Source organism: Mesorhizobium sp. M0870 (genome assembly GCF_040319775.1).
In the GTDB taxonomy this organism is placed as follows: domain Bacteria; phylum Pseudomonadota; class Alphaproteobacteria; order Rhizobiales; family Rhizobiaceae; genus Mesorhizobium.
On sequence record NZ_JAMYOI010000027.1, the window covers coordinates 12,796 to 39,113 of the forward strand.

The window sequence follows — 26,318 nt, forward strand, 5'->3', positions numbered from 1 at the left end:
GCCCCGCTGCCAATGTATATACATGTATCGATGAAAACGGTTTCGCCCTCGGCGAACGAACTGGCTGGAAGGAGCGACAGATGACGCCGGCACTGAGCCGCACGGCGCGGATCCGGGCACTCGCGCAGCATGATGTTGCCGAAGCACAAAGCGCGCTGGCGGCATTGCTGGGCGACCTGTTCGCGATGACCCCCCGCAATGTGCGCATCAACTTCGACAAGTACAGCCTCAATTCGTTGAACGGCTTCTTCGAGGACGATGGCAAGGCCTACTTCTTCAAGTTCCATCAGGAGGAGCGGGAAGAGGCGATGACGGGCGAGTATTACCGCGCCGAGATTCTGTCGCGCGCCGGCCTGCCGGTCGACCAACCCGTGCATATGTCTGCCCAACCAGGCGAGCAGATCCTTGTCTATCGCCGCCGCACGGATCCAAGATTTTCGGATGTGCTGTTCGCGCTGGATGGGCAGGACGATGCCTGCAAGCGGCAAGAAGCCGTTCTTGCCGAGCGCGACCTGTCGGCCAGGCTGCTCAAGGTCTATCTCGAGACGCTGCATCCCGTCACTGTCGAGGACGTGGCGGCGGAGCCGATCCACAGGCTGTTTCATGAGCGGCTGATCGATGCCGAGACACGCTTGTCACCAGGCGGAAGGCTGGCCGATTTCTATGTCGGCAAGCCGTTCGTCTTTCCCGGTGCCGAGCTGGATTGGGATCGGTTTTCCCGGCTGAAATTCGTCATCAACGACCAGCAGTACACCGACAGCATCGGTGAGCTTTTCGATGCCGCGGCTGTGCGCTTACGGCCCGACCGCCTTGCCGATGCCGGCGGCGTGGTCGCGCATGGCGACGCCCACAACGCCAATGTCTGGTACACGGCGAAGGCGGGGAGGGCGGAGCTGTCCTTCTTCGATCCCGCCTTTGCCGGCTCGCACATCCCGACGCTGCTGGCCGAGGTGAAGGCGACGTTCCACAACATCTTCGCCCACCCGTTCTGGCTCTATGATCCGGCGACCGCGACAGAGGCTTTTCGCGCCCAGGCGCGGCTGGACGGAAATCTGCTCCATGTCGACACGGACTGGGACCTGAGCCTCGTCCGCCGCGACCTGCTGGAGGTCAAGGCGACAGCGCTGTGGCGGCCATTGCTGCTGGAGCTCAAACGGCGCGGCATGCTGCCGGCCGATTGGCGCGCGGTGCTGCGAGCCGGTCTTTTCCTGTCGCCGACGCTGGTTATGAACCTGCGGGCTGGCGCGCGCAGCCACACGCCGGTCTCCTCCCTCATTGCCTTCTCAGTCGCGGTCATGGTCGGCAGCGAACCCGTTGCCGGAGCCGATCGGGTGACAGGTTTCCTCGACCGGATCGATCCGGCCAAGGTGGGAAATTGAGTCTTTCCAACTTGTATATGCATGTATGTATTTTAGCCTTGACATCCGCTCCCGCTGACGCTGAAATATCCTCGCACTTCACCATGAAGTGGCAGGTAAGACGCCGAGGCACAGTGCCGCAAGAGCAGAAACCCGCAGTCTCACCAGACCGGCTACCTCAGCTAGAAAAAGCGGTCTGATCATCAAGGGGAACAAAGATGATGCGTAACCTAACAGGACAGTTTCGCGCGCTCGTGATGGCCGCCGCCATCGGACTCGCCGCCGCCCCGGCAGCCTACGCGGCCGATGCGGCCATTCCCACCACGCCCGAGGCAGGAGCGTTCAAGATCGGCATCGAGCCCTGGCTCGGCTATGGCCAGTGGCATGTCGCCGAGGCCAAGGGTCTGTTCAAGACAAACGGGCTGAGCGACGTCCAGATCGTCAACTTCGCCGAGGACAAGGACATCAATGCAGCACTTGCAAGCGGCCAGCTCGACGCCGCCAACATCGCCACCCACACGGCGATGGGCATGGTTGCGGCCGGCCTGCCGGTGAAGATCGTGCTGCTGCTCGACGTCTCCATGACCGCCGACGCCATCATCGCCGGCAAGGACGTCACCTCCATCGCGGACCTTAAGGGCAAGCAGGTCGCCTTCGAGGAAGGCACGACGAGCGACATCCTGCTCAAATACGCGCTCGCCAGGAACGGCATGTCGATCGACGATGTGAAGCCGGTCCCGATGCCGGCGTCCGATGCCGGCAGCGCCTTGATCGCCGGTCAGGTGCCGGTCGCGGTGACTTATGAACCGTACCTCACCGTCGCCATGGCGCAGAACAAGGACCTCAAGCTTCTGTTCACCGCCGGCGAGGATCCCGGCCTGATCAGCGACGTGCTGGTGGTGCGTGACGAGGTGATCAAGTCGCGGCCCGGCCAGGTGCTGGCCATGATCAAGAGCTGGGACGCAGCGCTCAAGGACTACAATGCTGATACGCCCGGCGGCCGCGCCATCATCGCCAAGGCTGTCGGTTCGGACGTCAAGGACCTCAACACCGCCTTTGACGGCGTGCGCTACTACTCGCTGGCCGAAAACAAGACGGCGCTCACCGGCGACTTCACCACCAAGACCTTCGCCGATGTCGAAGCCGCCGCCAAGAACGCCAAGCTGCTGCAGGCCGATGTGACGCCGGAGCAGATGATCGACCCGTCCTTCGTCAAGGCGGCGGAATGATCAAGGCCGGATCGCGGTGGTGACACAGATGCCCGGGGAGCGACCGGCGCCAGGACCGATCGCGAAACAGGCGAGGCGCCGCCGATCCTCCGGGATCGGCGTGCCCATCGCCAGGTCGCGCTTTCTGATCATCGCGGTGGCCGTGTTCGTTGGGCTGGGCCTTGCCTGGTGGGCGGCGACCGGACTGGGGTTGGTAAAGCCGATCTTCCTGCCTTCGCCGGGCAGCGTCGCGACGCAGATCGCCAAGCTCGCTGCCGACGGCACGTTGTGGCTGGACCTCAAAGCCTCGATGTATCGCATCTCCATCGGCTTCCTCATCGCCTCGGTACTGTCGATACCGATCGGCGTTCTGATTGGCAGTTTCCGTTCTTGGGAAGCGGCCATCGAGCCGCTGGTTGATTTCATCCGCTACATGCCGGTCGTCGCTTTCGTGCCGCTCTCCATTCTTTGGGCCGGCACCGGAGATTCGCAGAAGTTCCTGATCATCTTCATCGGCACCTTCTTCCAGCAGGTCCTTATGATCATGGACAACGTCAAACGGGTTCCCACCGATTTCATCGGCCTTGGGCGCACACTCGGCCTGCCGGATCGCAAGATCCTGACGCGCATCGTCGTCCCCAGCGCCTTGCCGGGTATCTGGGATACGCTGCGCATCAGCCTGGGCTGGGCATGGACCTGGCTGGTGCTGGCCGAACTTGTCGCCGCGACTTCGGGGCTCGGCTATCGCATCACCGTGTCGCAGCGCTATTTCCAGACCAACACGATCATCGGCTACATCCTGCTGCTTGGCCTGCTTGGCCTCATCACCGACCAGGTGATGAAGGCGCTGGAGAAGGTGCTGTTCAAGCAAGAGGGCCGCTCGCAATGAGGTCCAGCCGATGAGTTTCCCCGAATTGCGGATCGCCGGCCTCCGCAAGAGCTTCGGCACGGGCGAACGGCGCACGGAAGTGCTGCGCGATATCAACCTCGATCTTGCCGACAACGAGTTTGTGTCCCTGGTCGGTACGTCGGGCTGCGGCAAGAGCACGCTGCTGTCGATCGTTGCCGGACTGCAGGACTTCGACGCGGGCGATCTCAGCATCGACGGCGCGCCGATCCTGCAGCCGGGTCTCGACCGTGGCGTCGTCTTCCAGTCCTACACGCTGCTTCCCTGGCTGACGGCGCGGCAGAACATCGAGTTTGCCCTCAAGGCCGCCGGCTACGATCGCCCGACCTGCCGCAGGATCGCGCTGGAGCATCTCGAACTCGTCAAGCTGTCCGACAGCGCCGACCGCTACCCGGCCGAACTCTCGGGCGGCATGAAACAGCGCGTCGCCATTGCGCGCGCGCTTTCCTACCGGCCCAAGATGCTGTTGATGGACGAGCCCTTCGGCGCGCTCGATGCCTTGACCCGGCACCAGATGCAGGAACTGCTCACCCAGATCTGGGAGGAACACAGGTTGACCGTCCTGTTTGTCACCCATGATGTGGAGGAGGCCGTCTATCTGTCGGACCGCATCGTCGTCATGGGCATCGGCCCGGGCCGCATCACCCAGACCTTCAACGTCGATATCGAGCGCCCGCGCCGCGAAGAGGTGATGGAAAGCCCTGCATTCATGGATCTGCAGCGCGGCGTGCAAAAGGCCATCCGCGAGGGTTCAAAACGCCCCGAAATGGCGTAGGCGCTTGTGGTAGGCCCAATCATGCCGGACGAGGCTAGCACCCGGCGATACGCAAACGACGGCCGGACAGCATGCAAGCCGCCTGTCCGGCCGGAACTCCAACTGCTACGCAGGTATCAGGACGGCGATACGATGCACGCCGACCTCTTTGCTTGTATTCGTCGCCTCGTCGGTCTTGCCCTTGGCGCAGGTGTACATGTCACCCGTCTTGAGCTTGAATTCCTTGTCTGCCTTCTTGATGGTGAACGCGCCTGAAGTGATGGTGCATACCATGTCGTTGTCCATCATCATCGCGGAAGCGTGCGCTCCGGGCTGAAACACCACATCGACGATCGCGATGCTCTTGTAAGCGGCGATGTCGGAGTCGCCGGTGCCGACCTCCACCACCCTTACACCGGGCGCAATCTCCTTGCCTTCCTTCGGGCCGTATTTCTTGACCTTCGCGGATGCCGCCAGGGTGAACAGAGGCGTAATCGCGGCGGCCGTCACACCGAGAGCAATTGCAGACCTGCGATTTATGGTTTTCATTGCATCCTCCCATTGGTTGGTCACGCACGAAGGTGCATGGCCATTGTATATTAGCACAAACTCATGTCCTTGTATGCGAAATGGCGCAAAAGCAGGACACGAGGCCGTGCGAAGGACCGGAACATCATGGCGAGCCAGGTTCGGGCAGGGCAATCCGACATATCGGCAGACATCGCGGTTGCCTTTCAGTCCGTCGCGTAGACGGTGGGCGCCTTGCCGTCCTTGGTGAAGGCGTAGACGATGAACGGGCCGGCCTTCTCGCCACCCATGCCGGGAGCGCCGGTCGGCATGCCGGCTAGCGTGATGCCGGTGATGGCGGGCCGCTCCGTCAGCAGTTTCTTGACGATATCGACCGGCACCAAGCCATCGACGACATAGCCGTCGACCATCAGCGTGTGGCAGCCTTCGAGGTCGGCCGGCACGCCGGCATCGCTGCTGATCTGGGACAGGTTGTTGACCGGCTTGATGTCGACCTTGAAGCCGTTGTGTTCCAGATAGTTGGCATAGGATTCGCAGCAGCTGCATTGCGGGTTCTTGTACATCACCGCGTTGATGGTCGCCGCGACAGCTGGCAGCGGCATGGCGATCGCGACCGCTAAGGCGGCGAGGGAGTAAGTCAGTTTCATCGCAGTTCTCCTTGTTGTCTTGACGTTGTTTGACGAGAAAATCAGGTCACTCGAAACACCGTCATGAGGCCGGCCATCTGGTGGTCGGCGACATGGCAGTGCAGCATCCAGTCGCCTGGATTGTCGGCGACGAAAGCGCATTCGATCGTGTCCTTGGGGGCGAGCAGCACCGTGTCCTGCCATTGCCGGTGCGTCACCGGCGAACCGTTGCGCGCAAGCACCAGCATGCTGAAGCCGTGGATGTGCATCGGGTGCCACCAGGCGGTTTCGTTGCGCATGGTGAGATGACAGGTTGCGCCGCGCGGCAAGGTGAACTGCGGCGCCATGCCGGCGTGGCCGTCACCGGTCATCGACATGCCGTTGATCGCCCAGGCCGCGCCACCCTTCATGCCGGGTGTCGCCATGCCCATCATGCCGCCGACGCCGGCGAGCTTGCCGCCACCCATCATGCCGCCCTGCAGGACGATCTCCTGACGTTCGGCGCTTGCGAGATCGGGTTGCTGCAACGGGTTGCGCGGCAGGCCAAGCGGCGTGTCGAGAGGATGGGTCCGAAGCGGCGATGCGCTGTCATAGGCAAGCGTGGTCAGCGTATAGGCGAGACCGTCATAGAAGTCGTCGATCACCGCGTAACGCTTGCCCGGGTCGCCCTGCGTGTCGATCATGACATCGATGCGCATGGCGGGTGCCAGAACAAGACGGCCGTCATCCGGTTCGTGCGGATCACAGGGCTGGCCGTCGATCGCCACGACGACCGGGCGGTGGCCTTCGAAGCGCAACGCCATGATGCGGGCGAGCGAGGCATTGGCCAGCCGCAGCCTGACGCGTTCGCCCGCCCTTGCGCTCTGGTCGGCCGGCGCCGTGCCGTTGATGGTGACGACGTTGCCGACGCGGCCGGACATCGCCGCGTCCATCGCGCTGCCGAAGCCGAGGGCCATCTGCCCGTCGTCGGCAAGCCGCCAGTCCTGCAGCAACCACAGGAGGTCGCGGTCGACGGCGACAGGTTCGGTCTCCTCGACAACGAGGACGCCGGCCAGCCCGCGGCCGAGCTGCACGAGGCTGTTGGCATGCGGATGGTACCAGAAGGTGCCGGCGTCGGGCGGCGTGAATTCATAGACGCAATCTGTCCCCGGCTTGATCGGCGGCTGTGTCAGGCCGGGCACGCCGTCCATGGCGTTTTGCAGGCGGATGCCATGCCAGTGGACTGTCGTGTCCTCGTTCAATCCGTTCTCGACGACGATACGGGCGGGCTGGCCTTGGCGTAAGCGCAGCACCGGGCCTGGGACCGTCCCATCATAGGTCCAGACAGGCGTAAGCGGACCGCTAGCGCCGGTGAACATGGCCTGGCCCGGCGCCATCCTTATGCGGCGCTCATCGACGGCGGATGCCATCGACGATACGGGGCGCACTACGGTGGCCGCCGCAACGCCCGCCGCCGCGAGGACAAACCTGCGGCGTGAAATGGAATGACTGAAATCGATACTCACTCTCAAGCCCTTTGCGATCTCGATCGACGGCGAGCCTCTCGACGTCGAGTTGCCGTGTGCTCGCCGGCGCAAAGCGCCAGCGGTAATCAAACGCCAGAAGTCAGCCGCGAGGCGGCTGAAACTGCGTCAGACGAGATCGGTGGATTTGGGAGGGAATGGGTCGGGCAAGGAACTTCGCCCATGAAGGAACGGGGTCGGCAGTGCCGACGGCAGCGATGCCCGGGTCAAAGTCATCGCCGCGAACTCGAGCGGCAACACCGCGAGCACCGGTGCGACGCAGGTCGGCGGACAATGCATCGATTTGCCACTGTCGGCGGCGCCCTTGAGGCACGCGCTACAATCGCCATTCATGGCGGTGTCGGCCATCCTGGCCATGCCGGTGCCGGCAGGCATGCCGCTGCCAGTCGTCATCATCATCTTCGCCGACATGACGCTCGCCTGAGCGGCAGACAGGCTGAACCCGGCGGTCAGGAATACCGCGAGCAGCATGACAAGAATATGTTTTGGCGACCGGCGTGCCATCATCCGTCTAGGCTGGCCTCAAAAGATGGCTTTTGCAAGCTGGATTCCAATGCTGCGACAATCCCGGCATCGCATCGCGCCTGCCGCTAAAACCGAGCTGCCGCGGGCCTTCGGGCTGCTGTTGAGCCGCTCAAAAACCCTGGCTGTGCCGCCAGCAGGCGATCCGGTGGCCGTGCGCGACCTCGTTAGCGGGCGACTCTGCCTTTCTGCAGTCGGGCAGGACCAGCGGGCAGCGGTCGGCGAAGGAGCATCCCGTGTTCGGGATGCCGGTGGCCTCTGTCTCGACCGAAGCGGAAAGCTTTGGCGCGGCCTCATCGGAAGATGCCGCCAGAAGCAGTGCGGTGTAGGGGTGGTTCGGGCCGCGAAAGATCTGGTCGGATGAGCCTGTCTCGACCAAGCGGCCGCGATAGAGCACGCCAATTCTGTCGGCCATGTAGCGCACCACCCTGAGGTCGTGGCTGATGAACAGATAGGTGGTGTCCTTGTCGCGCTGCAGGTCGTTGAGCAGGTTGAGCACTGTCGCCTGGACCGAGACGTCGAGTGCGGAGGTGGGTTCGTCGAGCACGACGACCTTCGGCACGCCGGCGAAGGCGCGCGCGATCGCCGCCCGTTGCCGTTGTCCGCCGGAAAGCGACCGCGATTTCTGCTCGGCCGTGGCGCCGGCGAGGCGGACCGATTGCAGCAGGTCGCTGACGCGCGCTCTCACCTCACTGCCGCGCAGCCCGGCGAGCCGCCGCAACGGGCGGCCAAGGATCCTGCCGATCCGCTGGCGCGGGTTGAGCGTGCGATCCGGCGACTGGAAGACCATCTGCACGTCGCGGCGTTCGGCAAGGTTTCTCTTCTCGACGCGCGGCGCGACCGTTCTGCCGAACAGCTCGACCGATCCGGCGCTGGGCGTCTGCAGGCCGGTGACGATGCGTGCCAGGGTCGACTTGCCGGAACCGGACTCGCCGATCAGCCCGAAGGTTTCGCCTTGGCCGATGTCGAGATCGATGCAGTGCAGCACTGGCTGGCTGCCGAAGGCATGACTGATGCCTTTGCAGGCGATCGCGATCCGGCGTTCTTTTGGCAAGCCGGCGTCTTCGCCTTGGGCTGTGGGGTGCGCTGGCATGCCGTCCGTCTCCGCCAGTCTTCCGTCCCGCTTGGTGTAGTTGAGCGCCGGGATCGAGGCGATGAGCGCCTTTGTGTAGGCATGAGAGGGGTTGTCGAATACATCGCCGACGGCGCCGCTCTCGACCACCGTGCCCTCCTGCATTACCGCCACACGGTCGCAGGAGCAGCGGATCATATGGATGTCGTGGCTGATCAGCAGGATGCTGGTTTTGTGATCCTTGCGAAGGTCATGCAGGATGGCGATGATCTCGGACTGGACGCTGGCATCGAGCGCCGTCGTTGGCTCGTCCAGCACCAGCAGCGACGGATCGAGCGCAATCGCAATGGCGATGTTGGCGCGCTGCTGCATGCCACCGGACAATTCGTGCGGATAGAGATCCAGCACACGCTCCGGATGGCTGACGCGGACCCGTCCGAGCAGTTCCGCGGCACGCTCGCGCGCCTCGTCGGGGCGAACCGGGCGGTGCCGCATGATCGTTTCGGTGATCTGCCGGCCGATCGTCATGCTCGGATTGAGGGCCGCGCCCGGATGCTGGTAGACGGCGGCGATGTGATTTCCCCGGAGCTGGCGCAGCTGCTCGGCGGAGAGGTCGCGGATTTCCCGGCCCTGGAATTCGAGCGCTGACACCGCCATGCGGGCATTCTTCGGCAGATAGCGCAGGATGGCGAGCGCCACCGAGCTTTTCCCAGATCCCGACTCGCCGACCAGGCCGAGCGCTTCGCCTTCGCCTATATGCAGCGACACGCCGCTGACGGCGGGATGCGATCCCTTGTGCCCGTCATAGGCGATGGACAGCTGGTCGACGTTCAGAACCGAGGAGGACATGGGGACTTGAAACCACTTTCTTCGCGGGCTGCGATCGAGGGCAATCGCTTCCGCTTTCGCAACGCATTATCTCTATAAAATTACTCGGATTAAGCCGGAGCGCAATCTACCTTTCTCGGATCAGCAGAGATTGTCGCCGCCTGCCGAAGCAGCGCGACGGTCTCCGGAGCAGATCTGGAAGGAGGCCGGCATGGCTCGAGACCACATGATCCTCAGCGCATTCTTCTTCAACCCGCAGGGCGATCATCGAATGTCGTGGCGCCATCCGCGGGCACCGGGCCGGGAAGTGCTGGACTTCGAGTTCTACCGCGATCTCGTGCAGGCGGCCGAGCGCGCCAGGATCGACACCATCTTCGTCGCCGACCACGTGTCGATCTGGGATTCGGTCAAGAGCGGCGTTGCCCACTATGCCAATGCCCGCCTCGAACCGCTGACGCTGTTGTCGGCGCTAGCCGGCGTGACCAAGCATATCGGCCTGATCACCACGGCGTCGAGCTCCTACAGCGAGCCCTACAATGTGGCGCGCATGTTCGCGTCGCTCGACCATATCAGCAAGGGCAGGGCGTCTTGGAACGTCGTCACCTCGGCTATGGACGAGGAGGCGCGCAATTTCGGCCGCGACGGCAATATCGAACATGCATTCCGCTATGAGCGCGCGGCCGAATTCCTCGATATCGTCAAAGCGCTGTGGGACAGTTGGGAAGACGAGGCGCTGCTGATCGACAAGGCGTCGGGCTATTTCGCCGATCCCGACAAGGTCCACCCCATCGACCATAAGGGCAAGCATTTCAAGGTGCGCGGGCCGCTCAACGTCTCGCGGCCGCCGCAAGGTCATCCGCTGATCGTCCAGGCCGGATCCTCCGAAGACGGCAAGAACTTCGCCACCGCCCAGGCCGATGCGCACTTCGCCATCTACAGCACCAAGGAGGATGGCATCAAATACCGTCAGGATATCAACGAGCGGCTGGCCCGCCACGGCAGGCGGCCGGAGAGCTTCAAGATCCTGCCCGGCATCCTGCCTGTTGTCGCCGCCTCCGAGGCGGAAGGCCGGGAAAAGCAGGAATATCTGCAGACCTTGCTTCCCGATCAGGTCGGCATCGACCTTCTGTCCAGCTGGAGCGGGTTGGACCTGTCGCTGTTCCCGCCGGACGGGCCATTGCCGCCTCTGCCGGACGAGAGCACGTTCAATGGCGGACGCACGTCGCTCAACCGGGTCAAGCAGTGGGCGAAGCAGAATCTCAGCCTGCGCGAGATCGCCCGCAAGCTTGCCAACAGCGGTTCGGTGCCGACCGTCGCCGGCACGCCGGTACAGATCGCCGACCAATTGCAGGACTGGTTCGTTTCGGGTGCCGCCGATGGCTTCAACCTGATGTTCCCGCTGCTGCCCGAGGACTGGGTGAATTTCGCCGAACAGGTGGTTCCGGAGCTGCAGCGGCGCGGCGTATTCCCCCTCGAATACGCGCCGGGAACGTTGCGCGACCGCTTCGGCCTGGCGCGACCAGCCAATCGCTTCGCCGAACAGCGCGACAATGCGCGCGCGGTGTCCTGACGTCAGGCCGGGAGAACGATCATGACCGTTGCACCAAGATTGCAGCCCCGCGAAGCCACCGCGCCGCAGCTCGTCAATGTCCTGCACAGCCCCAAGCGCGTGCGTGTCAAATTCGGCGGCCGCACCATCGCCGACAGCCGCAACGTGCTGGTGTTGCGCTCCAACCATTTCCTGCCGATCTATTTCTTCCCGCCGTCAGCGGTCGACCCGTCGGTGCTGAGACCCTCATTGCATCGCGAACCGCATCCGGTCGGTGGCGAGACAGCCTATTGGGATATTGATACCGGTGACAGGCGCAGCGCCAACGCGGCCTGGGCGTTCGTTTCGCCGCCGGATGAAAACCTGTCGCCGCTGGCTGGCCGCATCGCCTTCACCTGGAAGGCCGTCGACCAGTGGTTCGAGGAGGATGAAGAAGTCTTCGTCCACGCTCGAGACCCGTATGCGCGCATCGATGTGCTGCAGAGCTCCAGCCATGTGCAAATCTGGTTCGACGGCGAGCCAATCGCCGACAGCCACCGTCCGGTTCTGCTGTTCGAGACGCATCTGCCGACGCGTTTCTATCTGCCGGCGGAAGACATCCGGCTGGAGCGGCTGACGGCGTCCGTCACAACGACGCGATGTCCTTACAAGGGCATCGCCTCCTACTGGTCCGGCCTGCTGAGCGACGGAACGGTGCGCCCGGACATCGCCTGGAGCTACCGGGATCCGATAGAGGAAATGCCGAAGATCAAAGGGCTCATCGCCTTCTATCCGCAGGCCGTCGACCGCATCCATCTCGACGGCGAACCCGTCGCATAGCTTTTCAATCTTCATTTCAGAGCAGGGGTTTAACATGACCAAACGCAGAGATATCGACGCAGTTCGCAACCTGTCGGGGGACATCTGGAATGTCGCCGTCGACGAATATCAGGGCGGCTTTCTCAAGCGCCGCGATCTCCTGAAATACGCCGCACTGCTCGGCCTGACCGGCTTTGCCGCCTCGCAGGGGCTTGGAGGCGCACGCGCCGCGACTGCTGCCGGCGGCACGGTTCGCGTCGGGCTCGGCCAGCCGACCAAGGCGATCGATCCGGTTTCGGTGACCGATCCGGCCAGCATCGGGGTGATCAGCCAGGTCGGCGAGTATCTGATCCTCGACGATCCGAAGGATGGTCTGCAGCCGAAGCTCGCTCTGTCCTGGGAGGCAAACGAGACGGCCAGTCGCTGGACCTTCAAATTGCGGCCAGGGGTGAAATTCCACGATGGTCGCGCGGTCACCGCTAGGGATGTTGTGGCGAGCTTCGAGCGGCTGGTCGATCCGGCCAGCGGCTCGTCGGCCCTGTCGGCCTACAAGGGCATCCTGTCCAAGGGCGGCGCCAAGCTGGTCGACGACGAAACCGTCGCCTTCGATCTCGACGGCCCAAACAGCAACTTCCCCTTCTATGTCTCCTCAGACGTCTACAATGCCGTGATCCTGCCGGCCGACTATGCCGGCGATTTCGAGAAGAATTTCAACGGCACGGGTCCGTTCAAGCTGGAATCCTTCCGTCCCAAGCAAGGCGCCAGCTTCGTGCGCAATGAGGACTACTGGGGCGACAAGGCGCTGCCCGACCGGGTCGAGATCAAGTTTTTCGACGACGAGCAGGCGCAGGTGCTGGCGCTGCAGGCCGGCCAGCTCGACGTCATCCCGAGCACGACGCGCCTGGAACTCGCGATCGAAGGCAATCCCAACTTCAAGCTGCTCAGCGTGCAGGCAAGCTCGCATGACCAGGTGCATCTCAGAACCGACCAGGCTCCGTTCACCGACAAGCGGGTCCGCCGCGCGCTGGCGCTCACGCTCGATCGCGAGGCGATCGTCAAGGGCCTGCTGAAGGGCCGCGCCATCGTCGGCAACGACACCCCGTTCGCGCCGATCTTCCCATCGGCCGATCCATCGGTGCCGCAGCGCAAGCAAGACATTGCCGAGGCCAAGCGCCTGCTTGGCGAGGCGGGCGTGCCCAACGGCTTCGAGGTGACGCTGACCACCGAACGCGCCTATGACATTCCCGACTATGCGGTGATCATCCAGAACTTCGCCAGGAAGGCCGGCATCGACATCAAGCTCAATGTCCTGCCGCAGGACGCCTATTACGGCTCGGCGACCTTCGGCAGCTCACCATGGCTGGATTCGGTGCTCGGCATCACCGACTACGGCCATCGCGGCACTCCCGACATCTTCCTCAACGCCACGCTGAAGAGTTCGGGAGCCTGGAACGCGGCGCATTTCAACAACCCGGCCTATGATGCGCTGCTGCTCGATTACTCGAAGGCGCGTGATCTGCAGGCACAGCGCCTCGTTGCCGGCAAGATCCAGACCTTGCTGCTCGACGAAACGCCGGCGATCATCAGCTACTTCTCGCAATACAGCCGAATCGTCAGCTCCAAGGTCGAGGGCGTGCGCTTCACGGCGATCTCGCATCTGCTGCTCGACCGCGTTTCCTTCGTCCAGGCATGATCGAGACATGCTGACGGGCCGCACTTTGTCAACGCGTGTGGGCACACTTGTCCTCACGCTGTGGCTGGTCAGCATCCTGGTGTTCTTCGCCGGGCAGGTCCTGCCCGGCGATGTCGGCCGCGTGATGCTCGGTCCGTTTGCCGACGCGCAGGCGGTGGCGGAACTGAACAAGCGGCTCGGCGCCGACCAGCCGATTCTCGTCCAGTACTGGCTATGGTTCAGCAAGGCCGTGACCGGTGACTTCGGCACCTCGTTGTCTATGCGCGGGCCGGTGGCGCCGTTCGTGCTCGAAAGCCTCAAGCGCTCTGCTGCCCTTGCCGGCATTATTCTGATTTTTCTCGTGCCGCTTGGTGTAGGGGCCGGCGTCATCGCGGGTCTCAATGCCGGCCGCCTGATCGACCGGCTGATCGTGATGGCGGGCGTTTCCTTCGGCATCGTGCCTGATTTCGTTTCCGGGCTGATGCTCCTTATCCTCTTCGGCCTGTGGCTGAACTGGTTCCCGATCTCCGGCGTTGCGCCCGATGGCGCGGGCTTCTGGACGCATGGCTATTATCTGATCCTGCCGGCGCTGCCGCTGGTGCTGAACCTTGCCGGCTACATCGCCCGGATGACGCGGGCAGGGGTGATCGAGGCAATGGCCGCCGACTATACGCGCACCGCCGTCCTGAAAGGGCTGGAGCGGCGCGAGATCATCTTTCGGCACGTGCTGCGCAACGCGCTGACGCCGACCATCGCGGTGCTGGCGACGCAGACCGGCTACATGCTTGGCGGGCTGGTGGTGATCGAGGCGCTGTTCGGCATCCAGGGGCTTGGCAATCTGGTTCTGAATGCGGCCAAGGCACGCGATTTCCCGATGCTCGAGGCCGGCGTGCTGGTGATGGCGGCAATCTTCGTGCTGTCGGCGGCGGCCGGCGACCTCGTGCTGGCGCTGCTCGATCCGCGGCAACGCCGCCGGACCTCGCCATGACGGATCTGGCGGAGTTTCCCGCACCACGGCGCGCGGTGGCCGGCTTTCCGGCAGTGCGCAGGATCCGCAGTGTTTTCTCCGGACTGGCCCCGTCGGTCGTGGTCGGATCGCTGCTGCTTCTGTTCTGGGTCGTTTGCGCACTGTTCGGCAACCTCTTCGTTCCCTACGATCCCTATGCCGAGGATTTTCTGGCGATGCTGACGCCGCCCGATGCGCTGCACTGGTTCGGCACCGATCATCTCGGCCGCGACGTGCTGTCCCGCATAGTCGTCGGATCGCGCGATATCCTGCTGGTTGCGCCGCTGGCGACGCTGGCCGGCGTTGCCGCCGGCAGCATCATCGGTCTGGTGCTCGGCTATTTCGACGGCCTGGTCGATGCCATCGGCGCGCGGCTGCTCGATACGCTGATGGCGTTTCCGTTCATTGTTCTCGTCACCATGACGCTGGTGGCGATCGGCCCGTCGAACCTGACCGTCATCCTGGTGATCGGCATCGCCTACGCGCCGCTGGTGGCTCGCACCGTCCGCGCCGCCGTGCGCGAGCAGAAGGAGCGCGACTATGTCAGCGCTGCGCGGCTTGGCGGCGAGGGCCCGCTCGCCATCATGTTTCTGGAGATACTGCCCAACATCAGGGAAACGATCTTGATCGAGCTGGTCACAAGGCTGGGCTACGCGTTCTTTTCGATCGCGACGCTGAGCTTTCTCGGCCTCGGCATCCAGCCGCCATCGGCCGACTGGGGACTGGCCGTCGCCGACGGCTACGGCTTCCTGACCGGCGGCAAATGGTGGGTCGTCGTCTTCAATTCCGCGGCAATCGTCTCATTGGTCATGGCGACCAACCTTATCGCACAAGGCATCGGCGCCTTCGAAAACAGCGATGCATGAGCCTTGATCGGGTGCGTCGAAAAATCTCTTTGGCATTGAAGCCTGACGCGCATCCTTATATCGCATGGCTATGAAGAAAATCGGTTTCCTGTCGTTCGGGCACTGGACGCCCTCGTCGCAATCGCAAGTGCGCTCGGCATCGGACGCGCTTTTGCAATCCATCGACCTCGCCGTCGCCGCCGAACAGCTTGGCGCGGATGGGGCGTATTTCCGCGTGCATCATTTCGCCCGCCAACTCGCTTCGCCGTTCCCGCTGCTGGCCGCCGTTGGCGCCAAGACCAGCCGCATCGAGATTGGCACTGCAGTAATCGACATGCGCTATGAGAATCCGCTCTACATGGCGGAAGATGCCGGTGCCGCCGACATCATCGCCGGCGGCCGCCTGCAGCTTGGCATCAGCCGTGGCTCGCCCGAGCAGGTGATCGATGGCTGGCGCCATTTTGGCTACGCGCCACCGGAAGGCAAAAGCGACGCCGACATGGCGCGGCATCATGCCGAGGTATTCCTCGAGACGCTGCGGGGCGAGGGGTTCGCCCAGCCCAATCCGCGGCCGATGTTCCCCAATCTGCCCGGCCTCTTGCGCCTCGAGCCGCATTCGGAGGGTTTGCGCGAGCGGATCTGGTGGGGTGCGGCTACCAACGCCACGTCGGAATGGGCGGCCAAGCTCGGCATGAACCTGCAGAGCTCGACGCTCAAATTCGACGAGAGCGGCAAGCCGTTCCACATCCAGCAGGCCGAGCAGATCCGCATCTATCGCGAGGCCTGGAAGGCGGCCGGCCACAAGCGCGAGCCGCGCGTCTCGGTCAGCCGCAGCATCTTCGCGCTGGTCGACGATCACGACCGTGCCTATTTCGGCCGCGGCAACGAAAGCCGCGACCAGATCGGCTTCATCGAGGAGAACACCAAGGCGATCTTCGGGCGCAGCTATGCGGCTGAGCCGGATGTGCTGATCAAGGAATTGGCGCAGGACGAGGCGATCGCCGAGGCCGACACGCTGCTGCTCACCGTTCCGAACCAGCTCGGCGTCGACTATAATGCGCATGTCATCGAGGCGATCCTGACCCATGTCGCGCCGGCTCTGGGCTGGCGCTGACGCCGGATCGATCGAAGCGGAGTGCTCCAAGGGAGGTACACCATGCCAAAGAAGGCCTTGATCGCCTGGGGCGGCTGGGAGGGCCATACGCCGGAGCAGAGCGCGAAGATCGTTCGCACCTTGCTTGAGCGAAACGGCTTCGACGTCACGTTGGGCGAGGGCACGGCGATGTTCGCCGATCCGGAGCTGTCGTCATTCGATCTCATCGTGCCCGTCATCACCATGTCGACGATCGAGAAGACCGAACTGCAGAACCTGACGCATGCGGTTCTCGGGGGGAGCGGACTCGGCGGTTTCCACGGGACGATGGGCGACAGTTTCCGCAACGAGCCCGACTATCAGTTCATGACCGGCGGTCAATGGGTCGCGCATCCCGGCAACATCATCGACTATCACGTCGCCATCACCCGGCCGGACGATCCGATCACAAAAGGTATCAGCGATTTCGCCTACCGGTCGGAGCAATATTACATGCATGTCGACCCAAGCAACGAGGTGCTGGCGACCACCACCTTCACCGACGCGCATTTTCCGGGGATAGGCGGCGTCGTCATGCCGGTCGTCTGGAAACGGCGCTATGGGGCGGGGAAGGTTTTCTACAGTTCCCTTGGTCACACGGCGGATGAGTTCGCGGTGCCGGAAATGGCGCTGATGGTGGAGCGGGGTTTGCTTTGGGCGGCGCGGGGGTAGCAGCAGGCACGTTTTCGTGAAAACCTGGGTTGAATTCACAGGGCATCCATGGAGATATCAAATGAGTGATTTCGAGTGGTCCGGATCCGAAAAGAAGCTCGCGCGCCATGCCTTCGATACCGCTCTTGAGGCGGCGCTCGCAAAGACGATGGCCGACTTCAAAAGCAAGGCGAGTGCGGTGACGCAGCCCTCCGAGATGTGGGAGCTCGAAGGCTATTTGCGTGAACAGCGACGGGAAATCGATCGCACGTTCGACTATCGCTATTCGCAGCTTCTCTTCGTGTTCGCGCAGCTTATTCGAGCAGGATATCTCGATGAAAAGCTGCTTGGCGGTCTGTCGCAAGACAAGCGGGATGTCATTCAGCGGGACCTGGCCTATGTCGAGAGTCGCTTTGCAAGTGGATGACGAGGGGAACGGCGCTGCCAGAACTGCGAGAGGTTGGCGATCGTTGATTGACGACACTTTTGCGAACCCCACGCTTCGTCATCCTAGGGCGTAGCAGTCGCGAAGCGACGTGGCGAAGACCCTAGGATCCATGCCGCGACTTCCGTGCGGTGCGACGGTGGAGAACTTTCAGTCGCAATCGCTGCATCTGGAAAGAAAAGTTGACCTCAATTGCTCTGGACCGATGCATTCTTCGGTCACAGTCCTGGCATGGATCCTAGGGTCTGCGCCGCGTCGCTTCGCTCCTTGCTCCGCCCTAGGATGACGAATTCGGGGAGGCTTAAGGCACGAATTGCGCAACCTCACCCAATCCCGCCCGTAACCAGATAGGCGCCGGCGCTGCGCCCATCCTCCAGCCACACCACCGCTGTGACGATCGAACCGTAGGAGCCACGCCAGACGCTGTGGAAGCGCTGATGCTCGGCGGCCGGAATGAGCGCGTGCCCGCTGAAGCGCGCACCGCTTCGCTGCAGCGCGACGGCCTCTCCGTTGACATGTACCTTGAGGCAGGCCGTCCCAGACACCTCATTTGGCAGGTCGAGCGTGATGACGATCTCGTCCTGATCGCCGAAAGGCCGCGTCTCGGCGGCAAGCGTGATGGCGAACGCTGACGCCTTGCTGTCGTCGGCTCGGGCGGGGCGGCCTGAAAACACATCGGCGGCAAGTTCTGGCGTGCGCGGCGGGCGGGTGCGGCGCTGCGTGGAGCGTTCGAAATCGCCGGCCATGCGCAGCAGCCTTTCGTCGTCATAGGCCTTGCCGGCGAAAGTCAGGCCGACCGGCATACCGATATCGGCCATCGTACCCATCGGCACGGTGACGGTGGGGATGCCGAAATGGCGCCAGACCAGATTGCCGTTGGCGACCCAGGTGCCATTGCGCCAGGCAAAGGCGGCGGACGCCTCGTCGATGTCTGCATCGGCCGGCCCGACATCGGCAGCGGCGGGCAGCACCACGGCGTCGATGCCTTGCGCGTCCAGCCAGTCCTCGAAATCGATCCGCCTTGTCGCTTCCAGTCCCTTCAGTCCCTCTTCCAGCGTTGGAATGTCCACGAGGGGCGTGACGCCGGACCGTGCCCGCTCGACATATACCCTCAGGTCGAAGCCGCCTTCGTATCGGTCGGACAGCGTGCCGGGCGGTTGCGGGAAGATCTTTGGGCCATCGACCGAGACGAGATCGGGAAGCGCCGGATCGGCATTGGCGCGCAAAAAGTCGTCCCAGCCCCAGATGCAGAGGTCCCAGAGCTCGCGCTCGGCGAACTCTGGGGGCACCAGCCCGCGCTCGACCATGCTGCGCGCGCCGGGACGGTCGCGTTCATAGTTGGAGACGACGGGAAAATCGACCTCGATCACCTCGGCGCCAAGCCGCCTCAGATCGGCCGCCGCCTGCTCCCACAGGGCAAGTACCGAGGCGCGGGTTTCGATCGGCTTGTCGGCCTCGGTGTCGCGGCCGATATACATTCTGGGCACGCCAAGCCGCATGCCTTTCAACGACCCCGCCAGTGTGAGGTCGGTATAGCGCGGCGGCCGCACGTCGGAGCTTTTCGGCAGCTTGACCCAGGGCTGCGCGCGCCAGAAATCGCCGTGCGTCTCGGGGTCGTCGGCGACAATCACGTCGAGCAGTTCGAGCATGTCGGGGACGCTGCGCGTGTGCGGCGCGACGACATCCATGGTCGGGACCAGCGGCCAGTTGCCGCGCACCGAAATGACACCGCGCGACGGCGTATAGGCGACCAGCGCATTGTTGGTGGCCGGCGCGCGGCCGGACGACCAGGTTTCCTCGCCAAGCCCGAAGGCGCAGAAGCTGGCCGCTGTCGCTGTGCCGGAGCCATTGGATGAGCCCGATGCGAAGGCGGCGGTGAGATAGTCGCCATTGTACGGACTTTCGGCGCGGCCATAGACGCCGCGCTGCATGCCGCCATTGGCCATCGGCGGCATGTTGGTCAGCCCGATCAGCACCGCGCCGCCGGCCCGCAGCCGGGCGATGGTGAAGGCGTCCTCATTGGCAATGAGATGCTCGAAGGCCGGCGAGCCGGCGGCGACCGTCAGGCCTGATACCTTGTAGCTGTCCTTGGCGGTGTAGGGGATGCCGTCGAGTGGCCCGAGCACGGTGCCGTTGCGGCGGCGCTGGTCGGAGGCGGCAGCCTCCTCGAACATGCCAGGGTTGAGCAACGGGACGGCATTGAGGCTGATGCCGTGCCGGTCGAAATGCGCGATGCGCCTGAGATACGCCCCGACCAGTTCGACGCTGGTGACGGTGCCGTCATCGAGCGCGCGGCGCAATTGGTCGATCGTCGCTTCGACGAGATGAAAGCCGGCATCGGTCATCACGGGTCCCACATTTCCACGCACCATGGATGAGCGAGGCAGCTGGCTTCGGCAAGAGCCTATCGCGGTCATCTCCGGAACTTTTGTCCGGCTGGCGGTTTTGGATGTATGGTGTGATTCCGGAAATGGCCAGGAGGGTATTGGCGATGACCACGAAATTCGTTGCGATCCTAGCTCTCGCTGTCGCCATGGGCTCAAGCGTTTGCGCCCCGGCTTTCGCTGGCGACCGGTATCACGACCGCCGGGTCCACTCCGAACGCTACGTTCCCGCCGAAGGCGATCTCATCGACATCCTGTTCGGCGGCCCGCGCTACTACGATCAGCAGTTGGTCACGACAGCAGCCGGCGCGTGCTCCTATCATCGCGTCGGACCCGACGCGAATGCGTTGAACAAGATCAACGATCATCACTGTGGGAAGTAGGCGGCAGGCAGCGCCTCAGCGCCCGCCACTCTCCTTCATCCGCTCGATGATCTCGGCCATCAGCGCCAGGTCGCGGCGGGAATCGGCGAGGTCGGTCAGCGGCTTTGTGCCTTCGGTGATGTGGCGGTGGAAAGTCTCGAGTTCTTTCGAGAAAGCATCGCCGTAGAGAGGCCCGAGGGTTTTCGTCACCGGGCCGAACGGGCCGGCATCGGTGACCTCCAGCCGCGTCGGCAGGCTGCGGATGTAGGGCGTGTCGTAGATGATGCGCACCCGCCTGTTGTTCGAGCGCACCTCGATCATGGCGTCGAATAAGCCGAGATCGTCGACCACCGCGTCGTAGAGACAGGCGAAATGGCCGTAGTCGAAGGTGACTGATGTGTTGGCGCCGCCGTTGGTGCGGTGCGCGGCCAGCACGCGCGTCGGCTCGCCGATCAGCCCACGCATCGCCGAAATGTGGTGCGAGGAAAGTGCCGTCAGCCCGCGATAGGCGCGCACCACATCGGCCGGCGCGTCGGCGCCCACCACCTCGCGGATCAGCGCGTCGCGTTCGCTTGCGCCACGCGCCAGCAGGGCAGGGTCGATGTCCTGGGGGTAAAGGACGTTCTGGCTCTTCTTGAGGAAATGCCGGCCCTCCGAGATCAGGTCGAAGATGCGGACATGGGTGATGTCGGCGAAGGCGGGCAGCTCGTCCCTGGCGGCCAGATAGGCGGGCGCATAGCGGCGCATATAGCCGACGAACAGGGTCTTGTCGTAGCCCGGCATCAGCGCCAGCAGATCGTCGATTTCGCGCACCGTGAGGCAAGCGGGCTTTTCCAGCAGGATATGTTTGTTGGCAGCAATCGCCGCCCGCACGAAGCGGCTGTGGGTATCGTCGGATGACAGCACGAACACAGCGTCGATGTCGGGCGAATTAATCAGCGCCTCGGCCGTGTCGAAGGCCTTTGCCGTCGCAAATTCGGAGGTGACGAGTGACACCAGGCTGGGCGACACGTCGTACACGCCCGCGATCACCCAGCGGTCGCGCTGATCGCCCAGCACAGGCAGATGGATCGACTGCGCGACCTCTCCAAGACCTATCAGTCCGACACGAATTGGTGCCACAGGCGAACTCCCTTTGATTTCAAGTCTGATGCTGCAGGACTATGCCGCGCCGGTTACCAGCGCGACGAGCTCATTTCCGGACGTTTCGGAAGCGCGCACGGTCGCCGCCATCTTTCCCGCCCGCATCACCCAGATCTGGTCGGACAGGCGGCGGACCTGATCGAAATTGTGGCTGACCAGGATGACGCTGACGGATTGCTCGCGCAGGCGCCGGATCAGCGCCTCGACATTGGCCGTCTCCTGCACGCCGAGCGCCGCCGTCGGTTCGTCCATCACCACCAGCTTGGCGCCGGAGCCGACAGCGCGGCAGATCGAGATCGCCTGCCGCTGGCCGCCCGACAGACGCCGCACACGCTGGTTGATCGACGGCACGTTGATCGACAGCCGCGACAGCATTAAGCGGGCCTCGCGCTTCATCGCCTTGCGGTCGAGGAAAGCGAACGGGCCGATGCGGCGCACGATCTCGCGGTTGAGGAACAGGTTCTGCGCGACCGTCAGTTCGTCGATCAGCGCCAGGTTCTGGTGCACGGTCTCGATGCCGGCCTTGCGTGCCTCGTCGGGATTGGCGAAGGGCCGCGCCCGTCCGTCGAAGAACAAATTGCCGGTGTCCGGCTGATGCACGCCGACCAGGCTGCGGATCAGCGTCGACTTGCCGGCGCCATTGTCGCCGATGACGGCGGTGACCTCGCCGCGACGGGCCTGGAAGGCGACGTCGGTGAAGGCGCGGATGCCGCCGAAATGCTTGCTCAGCCCTTCGCAGGCGATGATCGCCTCAGTGGCGGGGATATGATGGGGAGCGCTCATTTCTGATACCGCATGATCAGCGCCGCCAGCACCACGATGGCCCCCACGGCAAGCGGTTGGTAGAAAGCCGAGACGTTGAGCAAGGTCAGGCCGTTGACGAGTGCTGTGAGCATCAGCGCGCCGATCGCCGGTCCCAGAATGCTGGCGCGGCCGCCGAACAGGCTGACGCCGCCCAGCACCACCGCCGCCACCGAATTCAAGAGCAGGCTGGTGTTGATCTGCGGTTCGGCCGAGCCGATGCGGGCGACCAGGAGAATGGCCGCGATGCCGGCGCAGAGACCGGAAATCGTATAGGCGGCGATCTTGACCCGGTTGGTGCGGATGCCCAGCGCGCCGGCACTTTCAGCCTGGCCGCCGGTCGCCAGCAGATGCACGCCGAAGCGCGTGTGGTAGAGCGCGATATGGGCGACGATGACGGCTGCGATCGCTACCCAGACCGGATAGCCGAACGGTCCGAACGAGCCCGAGGCGAGCCTGAGCAGGAAGGTCGAGCCGACCATGGTCGGTTCGCCGCCCGACAGGATGAGCCCAAGCCCGGTGATGCCCGACAGCGTGCCGAGCGTCACCACGAAGTCGGGGATCTTGCCTGCCGTAATGATCAGCCCGTTGAGGAAGCCGACGGCGCTGGTGGCGAGAACCGCGAGCATGCAGGCGATGAAGATGCCGTAGTCGGCGGCATTGACGAGGCCGAGGATGATGGCGCCGAGCATGACGGCGGCCGCCAGCGACAGGTCGATGCCCGAGGTGGCGATGACGAAGGTCTGGCCGATCGACAGCACGACCAGGATCGCAGCCGCCAGCAACAGCGCCTGCAGATTGGCGACGCTGAGAAAGACCGGCTGGGCGATGCCGAAGACGATGACGAGGCCGACCAGGCCGACGACGGATGCCCAGTCGGCCCAGAAGGAGGGATCGAGGAGGAGAGCCGCCAGGGAGGGACGGCTCTCCTCCGCACCCGCCGAATGGGCGGCGGGCGCGTTGTCTGCAGGTGTGCTCACTTCAGCATCTCGCGGAAGGGATCGGGATAGTCGCCGCCCGGACGCGGAAAATTCTTCAGCGAGGCTTCGGCATTGTCCTTGTTGATCAACAGCACCGGTGCTGGCACGTTGGCCGGCAGTTCCTTGCCCTTGGCGGCCACTGCACAGGCCTCGAGGCCCATGGCGCCGACGACATAGGGATATTGGGCGACGGTGGCGGTGAGTTCGCCTGATGCGATCGACTTCAGCGCGTCGACGATGCCGTCGAGGCCGATCACCTTGACGTCCTTGCCCGAGGTCCGCACGGCGCGCTCGACGCCGAGTGCCATGATGTCGTTGGCGGCGAAGAAGCCGGCGAGGTCCGGATGGGCAGCGAGGATATCGGTTGCGGCGGTCAGCGCCTTTTCGCGATCCCAGTCGGCGCTGACCATCACCACGATGTCGAGTTTACCTTCCACCGCCTGCTTGAAGCCCTTGATGCGGGCGTTGGAGCCGACATCGCCGACGATGCCGGCGACCAGCGCGACCTTGGAGCCCTTCGGCACCAGCTTCAGCATCTCTTCGCCGGCCAACGCGCCGGCGGCGACATTGTCGGTGCCGATATAGGTCGAGACGGCAAAGCCGGCGGCCTTGGCCTGCTCGGGGTCGATGGTCGAGTCGATGTTGACGATCGGCTTCTTCTTCTGGGCGACCGGCACCAGCGCCTGGACGAGATTGGAGACGCTGATCGGGTTGACCAGGTAGCAATCGAAATCCTGCATGGCCATGGCGGTCAGGCGGTCGGCCTGGCCGGTGGCGTCACCCATGTTGGCGGCGGCCTGGACGCTGACATTCACGCCGTTTGCCTTGGCCTGCTCCTCGATGCCCTTCTGCATGGTCTGGAAGAACGGATTGTCGAGGCCTTTGACGATGGCCGCGACTTTCGCCGCATCCTCGGCATGGGCGGGCGCTGCGATGATGGCTGCAAGCATGCCTGCGCCAAGCAGGTTCGTGCCAAGCTTCAGGCAATTGAACATACGCATGGTTTTTCCTCCTCCTGATTGTTTTATGGGCTGCATCAATGTCGCTGGCCGGCGACTGCAATGTCCGACGGGGCGCGAGCCCGGCGCCCGGCGCGATGGTCTCGCAACAGAATGCTGCCCGCTTGGGATGTGCGGACTGCAGCCCAGGTTCGGGCACTTTCGACGTCAGGCATTGCTCCTCCCAGAGCGCCGGTCGATGCCATGCCGGCGTTTGCGCATGTTTTATAAAAAATTGACACGCGTCAAGATTTAAAATGTGCGTAGCGATTTTGACTGTGCGCCCTTGGGGCATGACTGTCCTGCTGGCATGCGCTACAACCAAGGCGCGAAAAAAGTGCCGGCCTCAGGGAACCAGTTGGGGGATGTCCGCGTTGGTCGCTACTTTTGTGCAGAGGGAGGTTTCGGGTGGGGCGTTTCGAAATCGTGGAAGAGCCAACGGGTACGTTTTCGACTTTCGACACAATCACGGAATTGCCGGCAGCGGTCGAAGGGGGCGCGTGCATTGGGCTTTATCGGCACAAAGTGCCGCTGGCGCTGCTTGCAGCGGTTGAAACGGTCCAGCCCGGCCATTTTTCGCTGCTGCCCTCATTGTCGGTGTTGAATGACTGGCGGGCCCATCGAGACGATCTGCTGGCATGAGCAAAGCTGCCCGATGTCGCATCGAAAATCATACCGTATGGGAAATCACGCCCTGTTGTCGAAAGCGGCGGTGAGGCATGGAAAGCAAGGGGAGGTTGCAGTGCGTCGGGAGGTGAAGCGATGTCTGATCAGGACGACCTGATCCGAGCTGCCATCGGTCGGCTGCTCGCCGAGAAGACAGGGGCCGCCGTCATATCGATGAGAGAGAGCATCACCGAGCTTCTGGCGCTGACCGGTGCCGCGCTGGACGAAAGACTGCAAGACCTGCTGCTGGAAATGGCCGAAGTCCGCGGCATGATGGTCGCTCTCGACTTCTGAGCAATATCGGCTGGGGTCGATGGGCATCAGTCCGCTACGCCGGCAACGCCTTCACCGGCAGTTCAACACTACTGCGCCGGCTTCAATGCTGAACCAAGCACCCGGGGTTAAAGATCGAGCAAAACCGTTCCTTGCGGGCGGCTGCAACATGCCAGGACATAGCCGGCCGACTTCTCTTCAGGGGCCAGACCGCCGAGATCCTCCATGGCGACTTCGCCGGACAACTTGGCGATGCGGCATGTGCCGCAAACTCCCTGCTGGCAGGCGGTTGGGACGTAGACGCCACATTGGCGTGCCGCCTCCAGCAGCGTCTCTCCGGGCAAGTAGTTATGCACGATCCCGGAGCGGACGAAACGGACCGAAGATGGTATTGTCGAGGCCGGTTCCAACTGAGGGCTGCTGACGCCGCCGAAGCTCTCCTGGTGGTACCGCGACGGAGCCACGCCAATCGCATCCAGGCAGGCACGTGCGGCTTTCATGTACGCTTCAGGGCCACAGGCAAAGATAGTGCGGTTGTGGAGATCGGGAACGAGGGTCAGCAGCATCTGGCTGTCTATTCTGCCAGTCGGCCCCCTCCAGGTGGGATCTTCCTGGCTACAAACGCACGTTACTTTTACGTTGGGAAAGCGAGAGGCAAGTGCGTCCAATTCCCCTCGAAAGATTATGTCACCAGGCGTTCTGGCACTATGAACGAATGAGATATCCTGGTCGGCCGCGCGGTCGGTAAGCGCACGCAGCATGGACATCACCGGCGTTATCCCGCTGCCGCCCGAAAGGAAGAGCGGCTTTTCATATGGCAGGTCATCGAGATTGAATGAGCCGAGCGGCCCTTCGATCTCGATCTCGTCGCCCGCCCCCAAATTGTCGTGGAGCCAATTCGAAACCAGGCCGCCCGGTGTTCGCTTCACCGTGATCTGCAGGTCGAGCGGTCGCGTCGGTGGTGACGAAACAGAGTAGGAGCGCGTCACCGCGGCACCCTCGATCTTAAGGTGCACGAGCACATACTGGCCCGCGCTGAAGCAGAACATCCGATCCGTCGGGGATGTGAAAACGAAGGTTTTCACATCGGGCGTTTCCTCGATTACACGACGGCAGAGTACAAGCTGCGATGTGGTTTGTGCCCATTGCCGATGACGCCTCATCGGGAGGAGGTCGGGGGCCCCAAAGGAAACGTGTGCGTTCATCATTCATCTCGGTTTGAAGTCGAGCCAAGATGCCAGTTCCAGGCCCCCCGCAACAGAAGCATCCCTCCCAAGTTATGATCGA

The 26,318-nt window shown here is 63.5% G+C and carries 26 protein-coding genes; 15 read left to right on the forward strand and 11 right to left on the reverse strand.

The genetic code is table 11. The features are described 5' to 3' along the window. Nucleotides 1-80 precede the first annotated feature (80 nt). The 4 genes from NKH97_RS26170 to NKH97_RS26185 all read left to right on the forward strand — a co-directional run bounded on the left by NKH97_RS26170 (nucleotide 81) and on the right by NKH97_RS26185 (nucleotide 4,248). Complete coding sequence (locus tag NKH97_RS26170) at nucleotides 81-1,379, forward strand: hypothetical protein (RefSeq protein ID WP_023809392.1); 1,299 nt, start codon at nucleotides 81-83, stop codon at nucleotides 1,377-1,379. A gap of 200 nt (nucleotides 1,380-1,579) precedes the next feature. Continuing rightward, nucleotides 1,580-2,587, forward strand: coding sequence for an ABC transporter substrate-binding protein (locus NKH97_RS26175; RefSeq protein ID WP_031212560.1), 1,008 nt, complete (start codon nucleotides 1,580-1,582; stop codon nucleotides 2,585-2,587). A gap of 100 nt (nucleotides 2,588-2,687) precedes the next feature. Then, a complete protein-coding gene (locus tag NKH97_RS26180) occupies nucleotides 2,688-3,455 on the forward strand; it encodes an ABC transporter permease (RefSeq protein ID WP_031212557.1) in 768 nt (255 codons plus the stop codon). 10 nt (nucleotides 3,456-3,465) lie between these two features. Next, nucleotides 3,466-4,248 carry an ABC transporter ATP-binding protein gene (locus tag NKH97_RS26185; RefSeq protein ID WP_352799068.1) on the forward strand — a complete coding sequence of 261 codons (783 nt, stop codon included), beginning with the start codon at nucleotides 3,466-3,468 and terminating at the stop codon, nucleotides 4,246-4,248. Between the two features lie 105 nt (nucleotides 4,249-4,353). Here NKH97_RS26185 and NKH97_RS26190 read toward each other — a convergent pair whose 3' ends face one another. The 5 genes from NKH97_RS26190 to NKH97_RS26210 form a co-directional block, all read right to left on the reverse strand. Next, nucleotides 4,354-4,800, reverse strand: coding sequence for a hypothetical protein (locus NKH97_RS26190; RefSeq protein WP_245273084.1), 447 nt, complete (start codon nucleotides 4,798-4,800; stop codon nucleotides 4,354-4,356). Nucleotides 4,801-4,961: 161 nt separating this feature from the next. Beyond that, nucleotides 4,962-5,402 (reverse strand): DUF411 domain-containing protein, encoded by a 441-nt coding sequence (locus tag NKH97_RS26195; protein ID WP_023809387.1) that lies wholly within the window; start codon nucleotides 5,400-5,402, stop codon nucleotides 4,962-4,964. A 41-nt stretch (nucleotides 5,403-5,443) separates the two neighbouring features. Next, nucleotides 5,444-6,880: a multicopper oxidase family protein gene (locus tag NKH97_RS26200; protein ID WP_502896765.1), complete on the reverse strand. Its 1,437-nt coding sequence runs from the start codon at nucleotides 6,878-6,880 to the stop codon at nucleotides 5,444-5,446. A 132-nt stretch (nucleotides 6,881-7,012) separates the two neighbouring features. Then, nucleotides 7,013-7,375, reverse strand: a complete 363-nt coding sequence (locus NKH97_RS26205; RefSeq protein WP_245273081.1) for a hypothetical protein — start codon at nucleotides 7,373-7,375, stop codon at nucleotides 7,013-7,015. Between the two features lie 163 nt (nucleotides 7,376-7,538). Then, complete coding sequence (locus tag NKH97_RS26210) at nucleotides 7,539-9,347, reverse strand: dipeptide ABC transporter ATP-binding protein (RefSeq protein WP_352799069.1); 1,809 nt, start codon at nucleotides 9,345-9,347, stop codon at nucleotides 7,539-7,541. Nucleotides 9,348-9,537: 190 nt separating this feature from the next. Between NKH97_RS26210 and NKH97_RS26215 the strand changes: the two genes are divergently transcribed. From NKH97_RS26215 to frp, 8 genes are all read left to right on the forward strand, one after another. Next, nucleotides 9,538-10,896, forward strand: a complete 1,359-nt coding sequence (locus NKH97_RS26215; protein ID WP_023809383.1) for an LLM class flavin-dependent oxidoreductase — start codon at nucleotides 9,538-9,540, stop codon at nucleotides 10,894-10,896. Between the two features lie 21 nt (nucleotides 10,897-10,917). Continuing rightward, nucleotides 10,918-11,694 carry a DUF427 domain-containing protein gene (locus NKH97_RS26220; RefSeq protein WP_023809382.1) on the forward strand — a complete coding sequence of 259 codons (777 nt, stop codon included), beginning with the start codon at nucleotides 10,918-10,920 and terminating at the stop codon, nucleotides 11,692-11,694. A gap of 34 nt (nucleotides 11,695-11,728) precedes the next feature. Next, entirely contained in the window at nucleotides 11,729-13,366 is a 1,638-nt protein-coding gene (locus NKH97_RS26225; protein WP_023809381.1) for an ABC transporter substrate-binding protein, read from the forward strand. 7 nt (nucleotides 13,367-13,373) lie between these two features. Beyond that, complete coding sequence (locus NKH97_RS26230) at nucleotides 13,374-14,333, forward strand: ABC transporter permease (protein WP_023809380.1); 960 nt, start codon at nucleotides 13,374-13,376, stop codon at nucleotides 14,331-14,333. Beyond that, nucleotides 14,330-15,217 carry an ABC transporter permease gene (locus NKH97_RS26235; protein ID WP_023809379.1) on the forward strand — a complete coding sequence of 296 codons (888 nt, stop codon included), beginning with the start codon at nucleotides 14,330-14,332 and terminating at the stop codon, nucleotides 15,215-15,217. The genes NKH97_RS26230 and NKH97_RS26235 overlap by 4 nt, the downstream gene beginning before the upstream one ends. Nucleotides 15,218-15,287: 70 nt before the next feature. Further along, on the forward strand, nucleotides 15,288-16,310 hold the full coding sequence (locus tag NKH97_RS26240; protein WP_352799097.1) for an LLM class flavin-dependent oxidoreductase: 1,023 nt from the start codon (nucleotides 15,288-15,290) through the stop codon (nucleotides 16,308-16,310). 42 nt (nucleotides 16,311-16,352) lie between these two features. Continuing rightward, nucleotides 16,353-17,000 (forward strand): ThuA domain-containing protein, encoded by a 648-nt coding sequence (locus NKH97_RS26245; protein WP_023809377.1) that lies wholly within the window; start codon nucleotides 16,353-16,355, stop codon nucleotides 16,998-17,000. Nucleotides 17,001-17,061: 61 nt separating this feature from the next. Further along, nucleotides 17,062-17,406 carry a fluorescence recovery protein gene (frp, locus tag NKH97_RS26250; RefSeq protein WP_023809376.1) on the forward strand — a complete coding sequence of 115 codons (345 nt, stop codon included), beginning with the start codon at nucleotides 17,062-17,064 and terminating at the stop codon, nucleotides 17,404-17,406. 341 nt (nucleotides 17,407-17,747) lie between these two features. Here the strand turns inward: frp and NKH97_RS26255 are convergent, their stop codons facing one another. Next, the gene (locus NKH97_RS26255) at nucleotides 17,748-19,769 is read right to left on the reverse strand and encodes an amidase (RefSeq protein WP_352610937.1); all 2,022 of its coding nucleotides are present in this window, start codon (nucleotides 19,767-19,769) and stop codon (nucleotides 17,748-17,750) included. A gap of 146 nt (nucleotides 19,770-19,915) precedes the next feature. Between NKH97_RS26255 and NKH97_RS26260 the strand changes: the two genes are divergently transcribed. After that, entirely contained in the window at nucleotides 19,916-20,191 is a 276-nt protein-coding gene (locus NKH97_RS26260) for a hypothetical protein (protein ID WP_352799070.1), read from the forward strand. Between the two features lie 15 nt (nucleotides 20,192-20,206). On the opposite strand, the gene NKH97_RS26265 is transcribed toward NKH97_RS26260, so the two are convergent. Genes NKH97_RS26265 through NKH97_RS26280 form a run of 4 tightly spaced genes read right to left on the reverse strand, consistent with a single transcriptional unit; the run spans nucleotide 20,207 to nucleotide 24,095 of the window. Next, a complete protein-coding gene (locus NKH97_RS26265; RefSeq protein WP_352773605.1) occupies nucleotides 20,207-21,292 on the reverse strand; it encodes a Gfo/Idh/MocA family protein in 1,086 nt (361 codons plus the stop codon). A gap of 39 nt (nucleotides 21,293-21,331) precedes the next feature. Next, nucleotides 21,332-22,096 (reverse strand): ATP-binding cassette domain-containing protein, encoded by a 765-nt coding sequence (locus tag NKH97_RS26270; RefSeq protein WP_023809372.1) that lies wholly within the window; start codon nucleotides 22,094-22,096, stop codon nucleotides 21,332-21,334. After that, nucleotides 22,093-23,094 (reverse strand): ABC transporter permease, encoded by a 1,002-nt coding sequence (locus NKH97_RS26275; protein WP_023809371.1) that lies wholly within the window; start codon nucleotides 23,092-23,094, stop codon nucleotides 22,093-22,095. The genes NKH97_RS26270 and NKH97_RS26275 overlap by 4 nt, the downstream gene beginning before the upstream one ends. Then, entirely contained in the window at nucleotides 23,091-24,095 is a 1,005-nt protein-coding gene (locus NKH97_RS26280; RefSeq protein WP_352551472.1) for a sugar ABC transporter substrate-binding protein, read from the reverse strand. The genes NKH97_RS26275 and NKH97_RS26280 overlap by 4 nt, the downstream gene beginning before the upstream one ends. Nucleotides 24,096-24,500: 405 nt before the next feature. Here NKH97_RS26280 and NKH97_RS26285 point away from each other — a divergent pair, with 405 nt between their 5' ends. Further along, nucleotides 24,501-24,734, forward strand: coding sequence for a hypothetical protein (locus tag NKH97_RS26285; protein ID WP_352551470.1), 234 nt, complete (start codon nucleotides 24,501-24,503; stop codon nucleotides 24,732-24,734). Nucleotides 24,735-24,854: 120 nt separating this feature from the next. After that, nucleotides 24,855-25,052, forward strand: a complete 198-nt coding sequence (locus NKH97_RS26290; protein WP_023809368.1) for a hypothetical protein — start codon at nucleotides 24,855-24,857, stop codon at nucleotides 25,050-25,052. A gap of 107 nt (nucleotides 25,053-25,159) precedes the next feature. On the opposite strand, the gene NKH97_RS26295 is transcribed toward NKH97_RS26290, so the two are convergent. Beyond that, entirely contained in the window at nucleotides 25,160-26,116 is a 957-nt protein-coding gene (locus NKH97_RS26295; protein ID WP_352799071.1) for an FAD-binding oxidoreductase, read from the reverse strand. Nucleotides 26,117-26,318: the final 202 nt, after the last annotated feature.

Coding starts and splice junctions, on each gene's coding strand:
- NKH97_RS26205 (WP_245273081.1), bottom strand. CDS start 7,375: ATGCTGCTCGCGGTATTCCTGACCGCCGGGTTCAGCCTGTCTGCCGCT.
- NKH97_RS26280 (WP_352551472.1), bottom strand. CDS start 24,095: ATGCGTATGTTCAATTGCCTGAAGCTTGGCACGAACCTGCTTGGCGCA.
- NKH97_RS26230 (WP_023809380.1), top strand. CDS start 13,374: ATGCTGACGGGCCGCACTTTGTCAACGCGTGTGGGCACACTTGTCCTC.
- NKH97_RS26215 (WP_023809383.1), top strand. CDS start 9,538: ATGGCTCGAGACCACATGATCCTCAGCGCATTCTTCTTCAACCCGCAG.
- NKH97_RS26255 (WP_352610937.1), bottom strand. CDS start 19,769: ATGACCGATGCCGGCTTTCATCTCGTCGAAGCGACGATCGACCAATTG.
- NKH97_RS26260 (WP_352799070.1), top strand. CDS start 19,916: ATGACCACGAAATTCGTTGCGATCCTAGCTCTCGCTGTCGCCATGGGC.
- NKH97_RS26195 (WP_023809387.1), bottom strand. CDS start 5,402: ATGAAACTGACTTACTCCCTCGCCGCCTTAGCGGTCGCGATCGCCATG.
- NKH97_RS26225 (WP_023809381.1), top strand. CDS start 11,729: ATGACCAAACGCAGAGATATCGACGCAGTTCGCAACCTGTCGGGGGAC.
- NKH97_RS26185 (WP_352799068.1), top strand. CDS start 3,466: ATGAGTTTCCCCGAATTGCGGATCGCCGGCCTCCGCAAGAGCTTCGGC.
- NKH97_RS26175 (WP_031212560.1), top strand. CDS start 1,580: ATGCGTAACCTAACAGGACAGTTTCGCGCGCTCGTGATGGCCGCCGCC.
- NKH97_RS26270 (WP_023809372.1), bottom strand. CDS start 22,096: ATGAGCGCTCCCCATCATATCCCCGCCACTGAGGCGATCATCGCCTGC.
- frp (WP_023809376.1), top strand. CDS start 17,062: ATGAGTGATTTCGAGTGGTCCGGATCCGAAAAGAAGCTCGCGCGCCAT.
- NKH97_RS26170 (WP_023809392.1), top strand. CDS start 81: ATGACGCCGGCACTGAGCCGCACGGCGCGGATCCGGGCACTCGCGCAG.
- NKH97_RS26235 (WP_023809379.1), top strand. CDS start 14,330: ATGACGGATCTGGCGGAGTTTCCCGCACCACGGCGCGCGGTGGCCGGC.
- NKH97_RS26210 (WP_352799069.1), bottom strand. CDS start 9,347: ATGTCCTCCTCGGTTCTGAACGTCGACCAGCTGTCCATCGCCTATGAC.
- NKH97_RS26245 (WP_023809377.1), top strand. CDS start 16,353: ATGCCAAAGAAGGCCTTGATCGCCTGGGGCGGCTGGGAGGGCCATACG.
- NKH97_RS26290 (WP_023809368.1), top strand. CDS start 24,855: ATGTCTGATCAGGACGACCTGATCCGAGCTGCCATCGGTCGGCTGCTC.
- NKH97_RS26220 (WP_023809382.1), top strand. CDS start 10,918: ATGACCGTTGCACCAAGATTGCAGCCCCGCGAAGCCACCGCGCCGCAG.
- NKH97_RS26240 (WP_352799097.1), top strand. CDS start 15,288: ATGAAGAAAATCGGTTTCCTGTCGTTCGGGCACTGGACGCCCTCGTCG.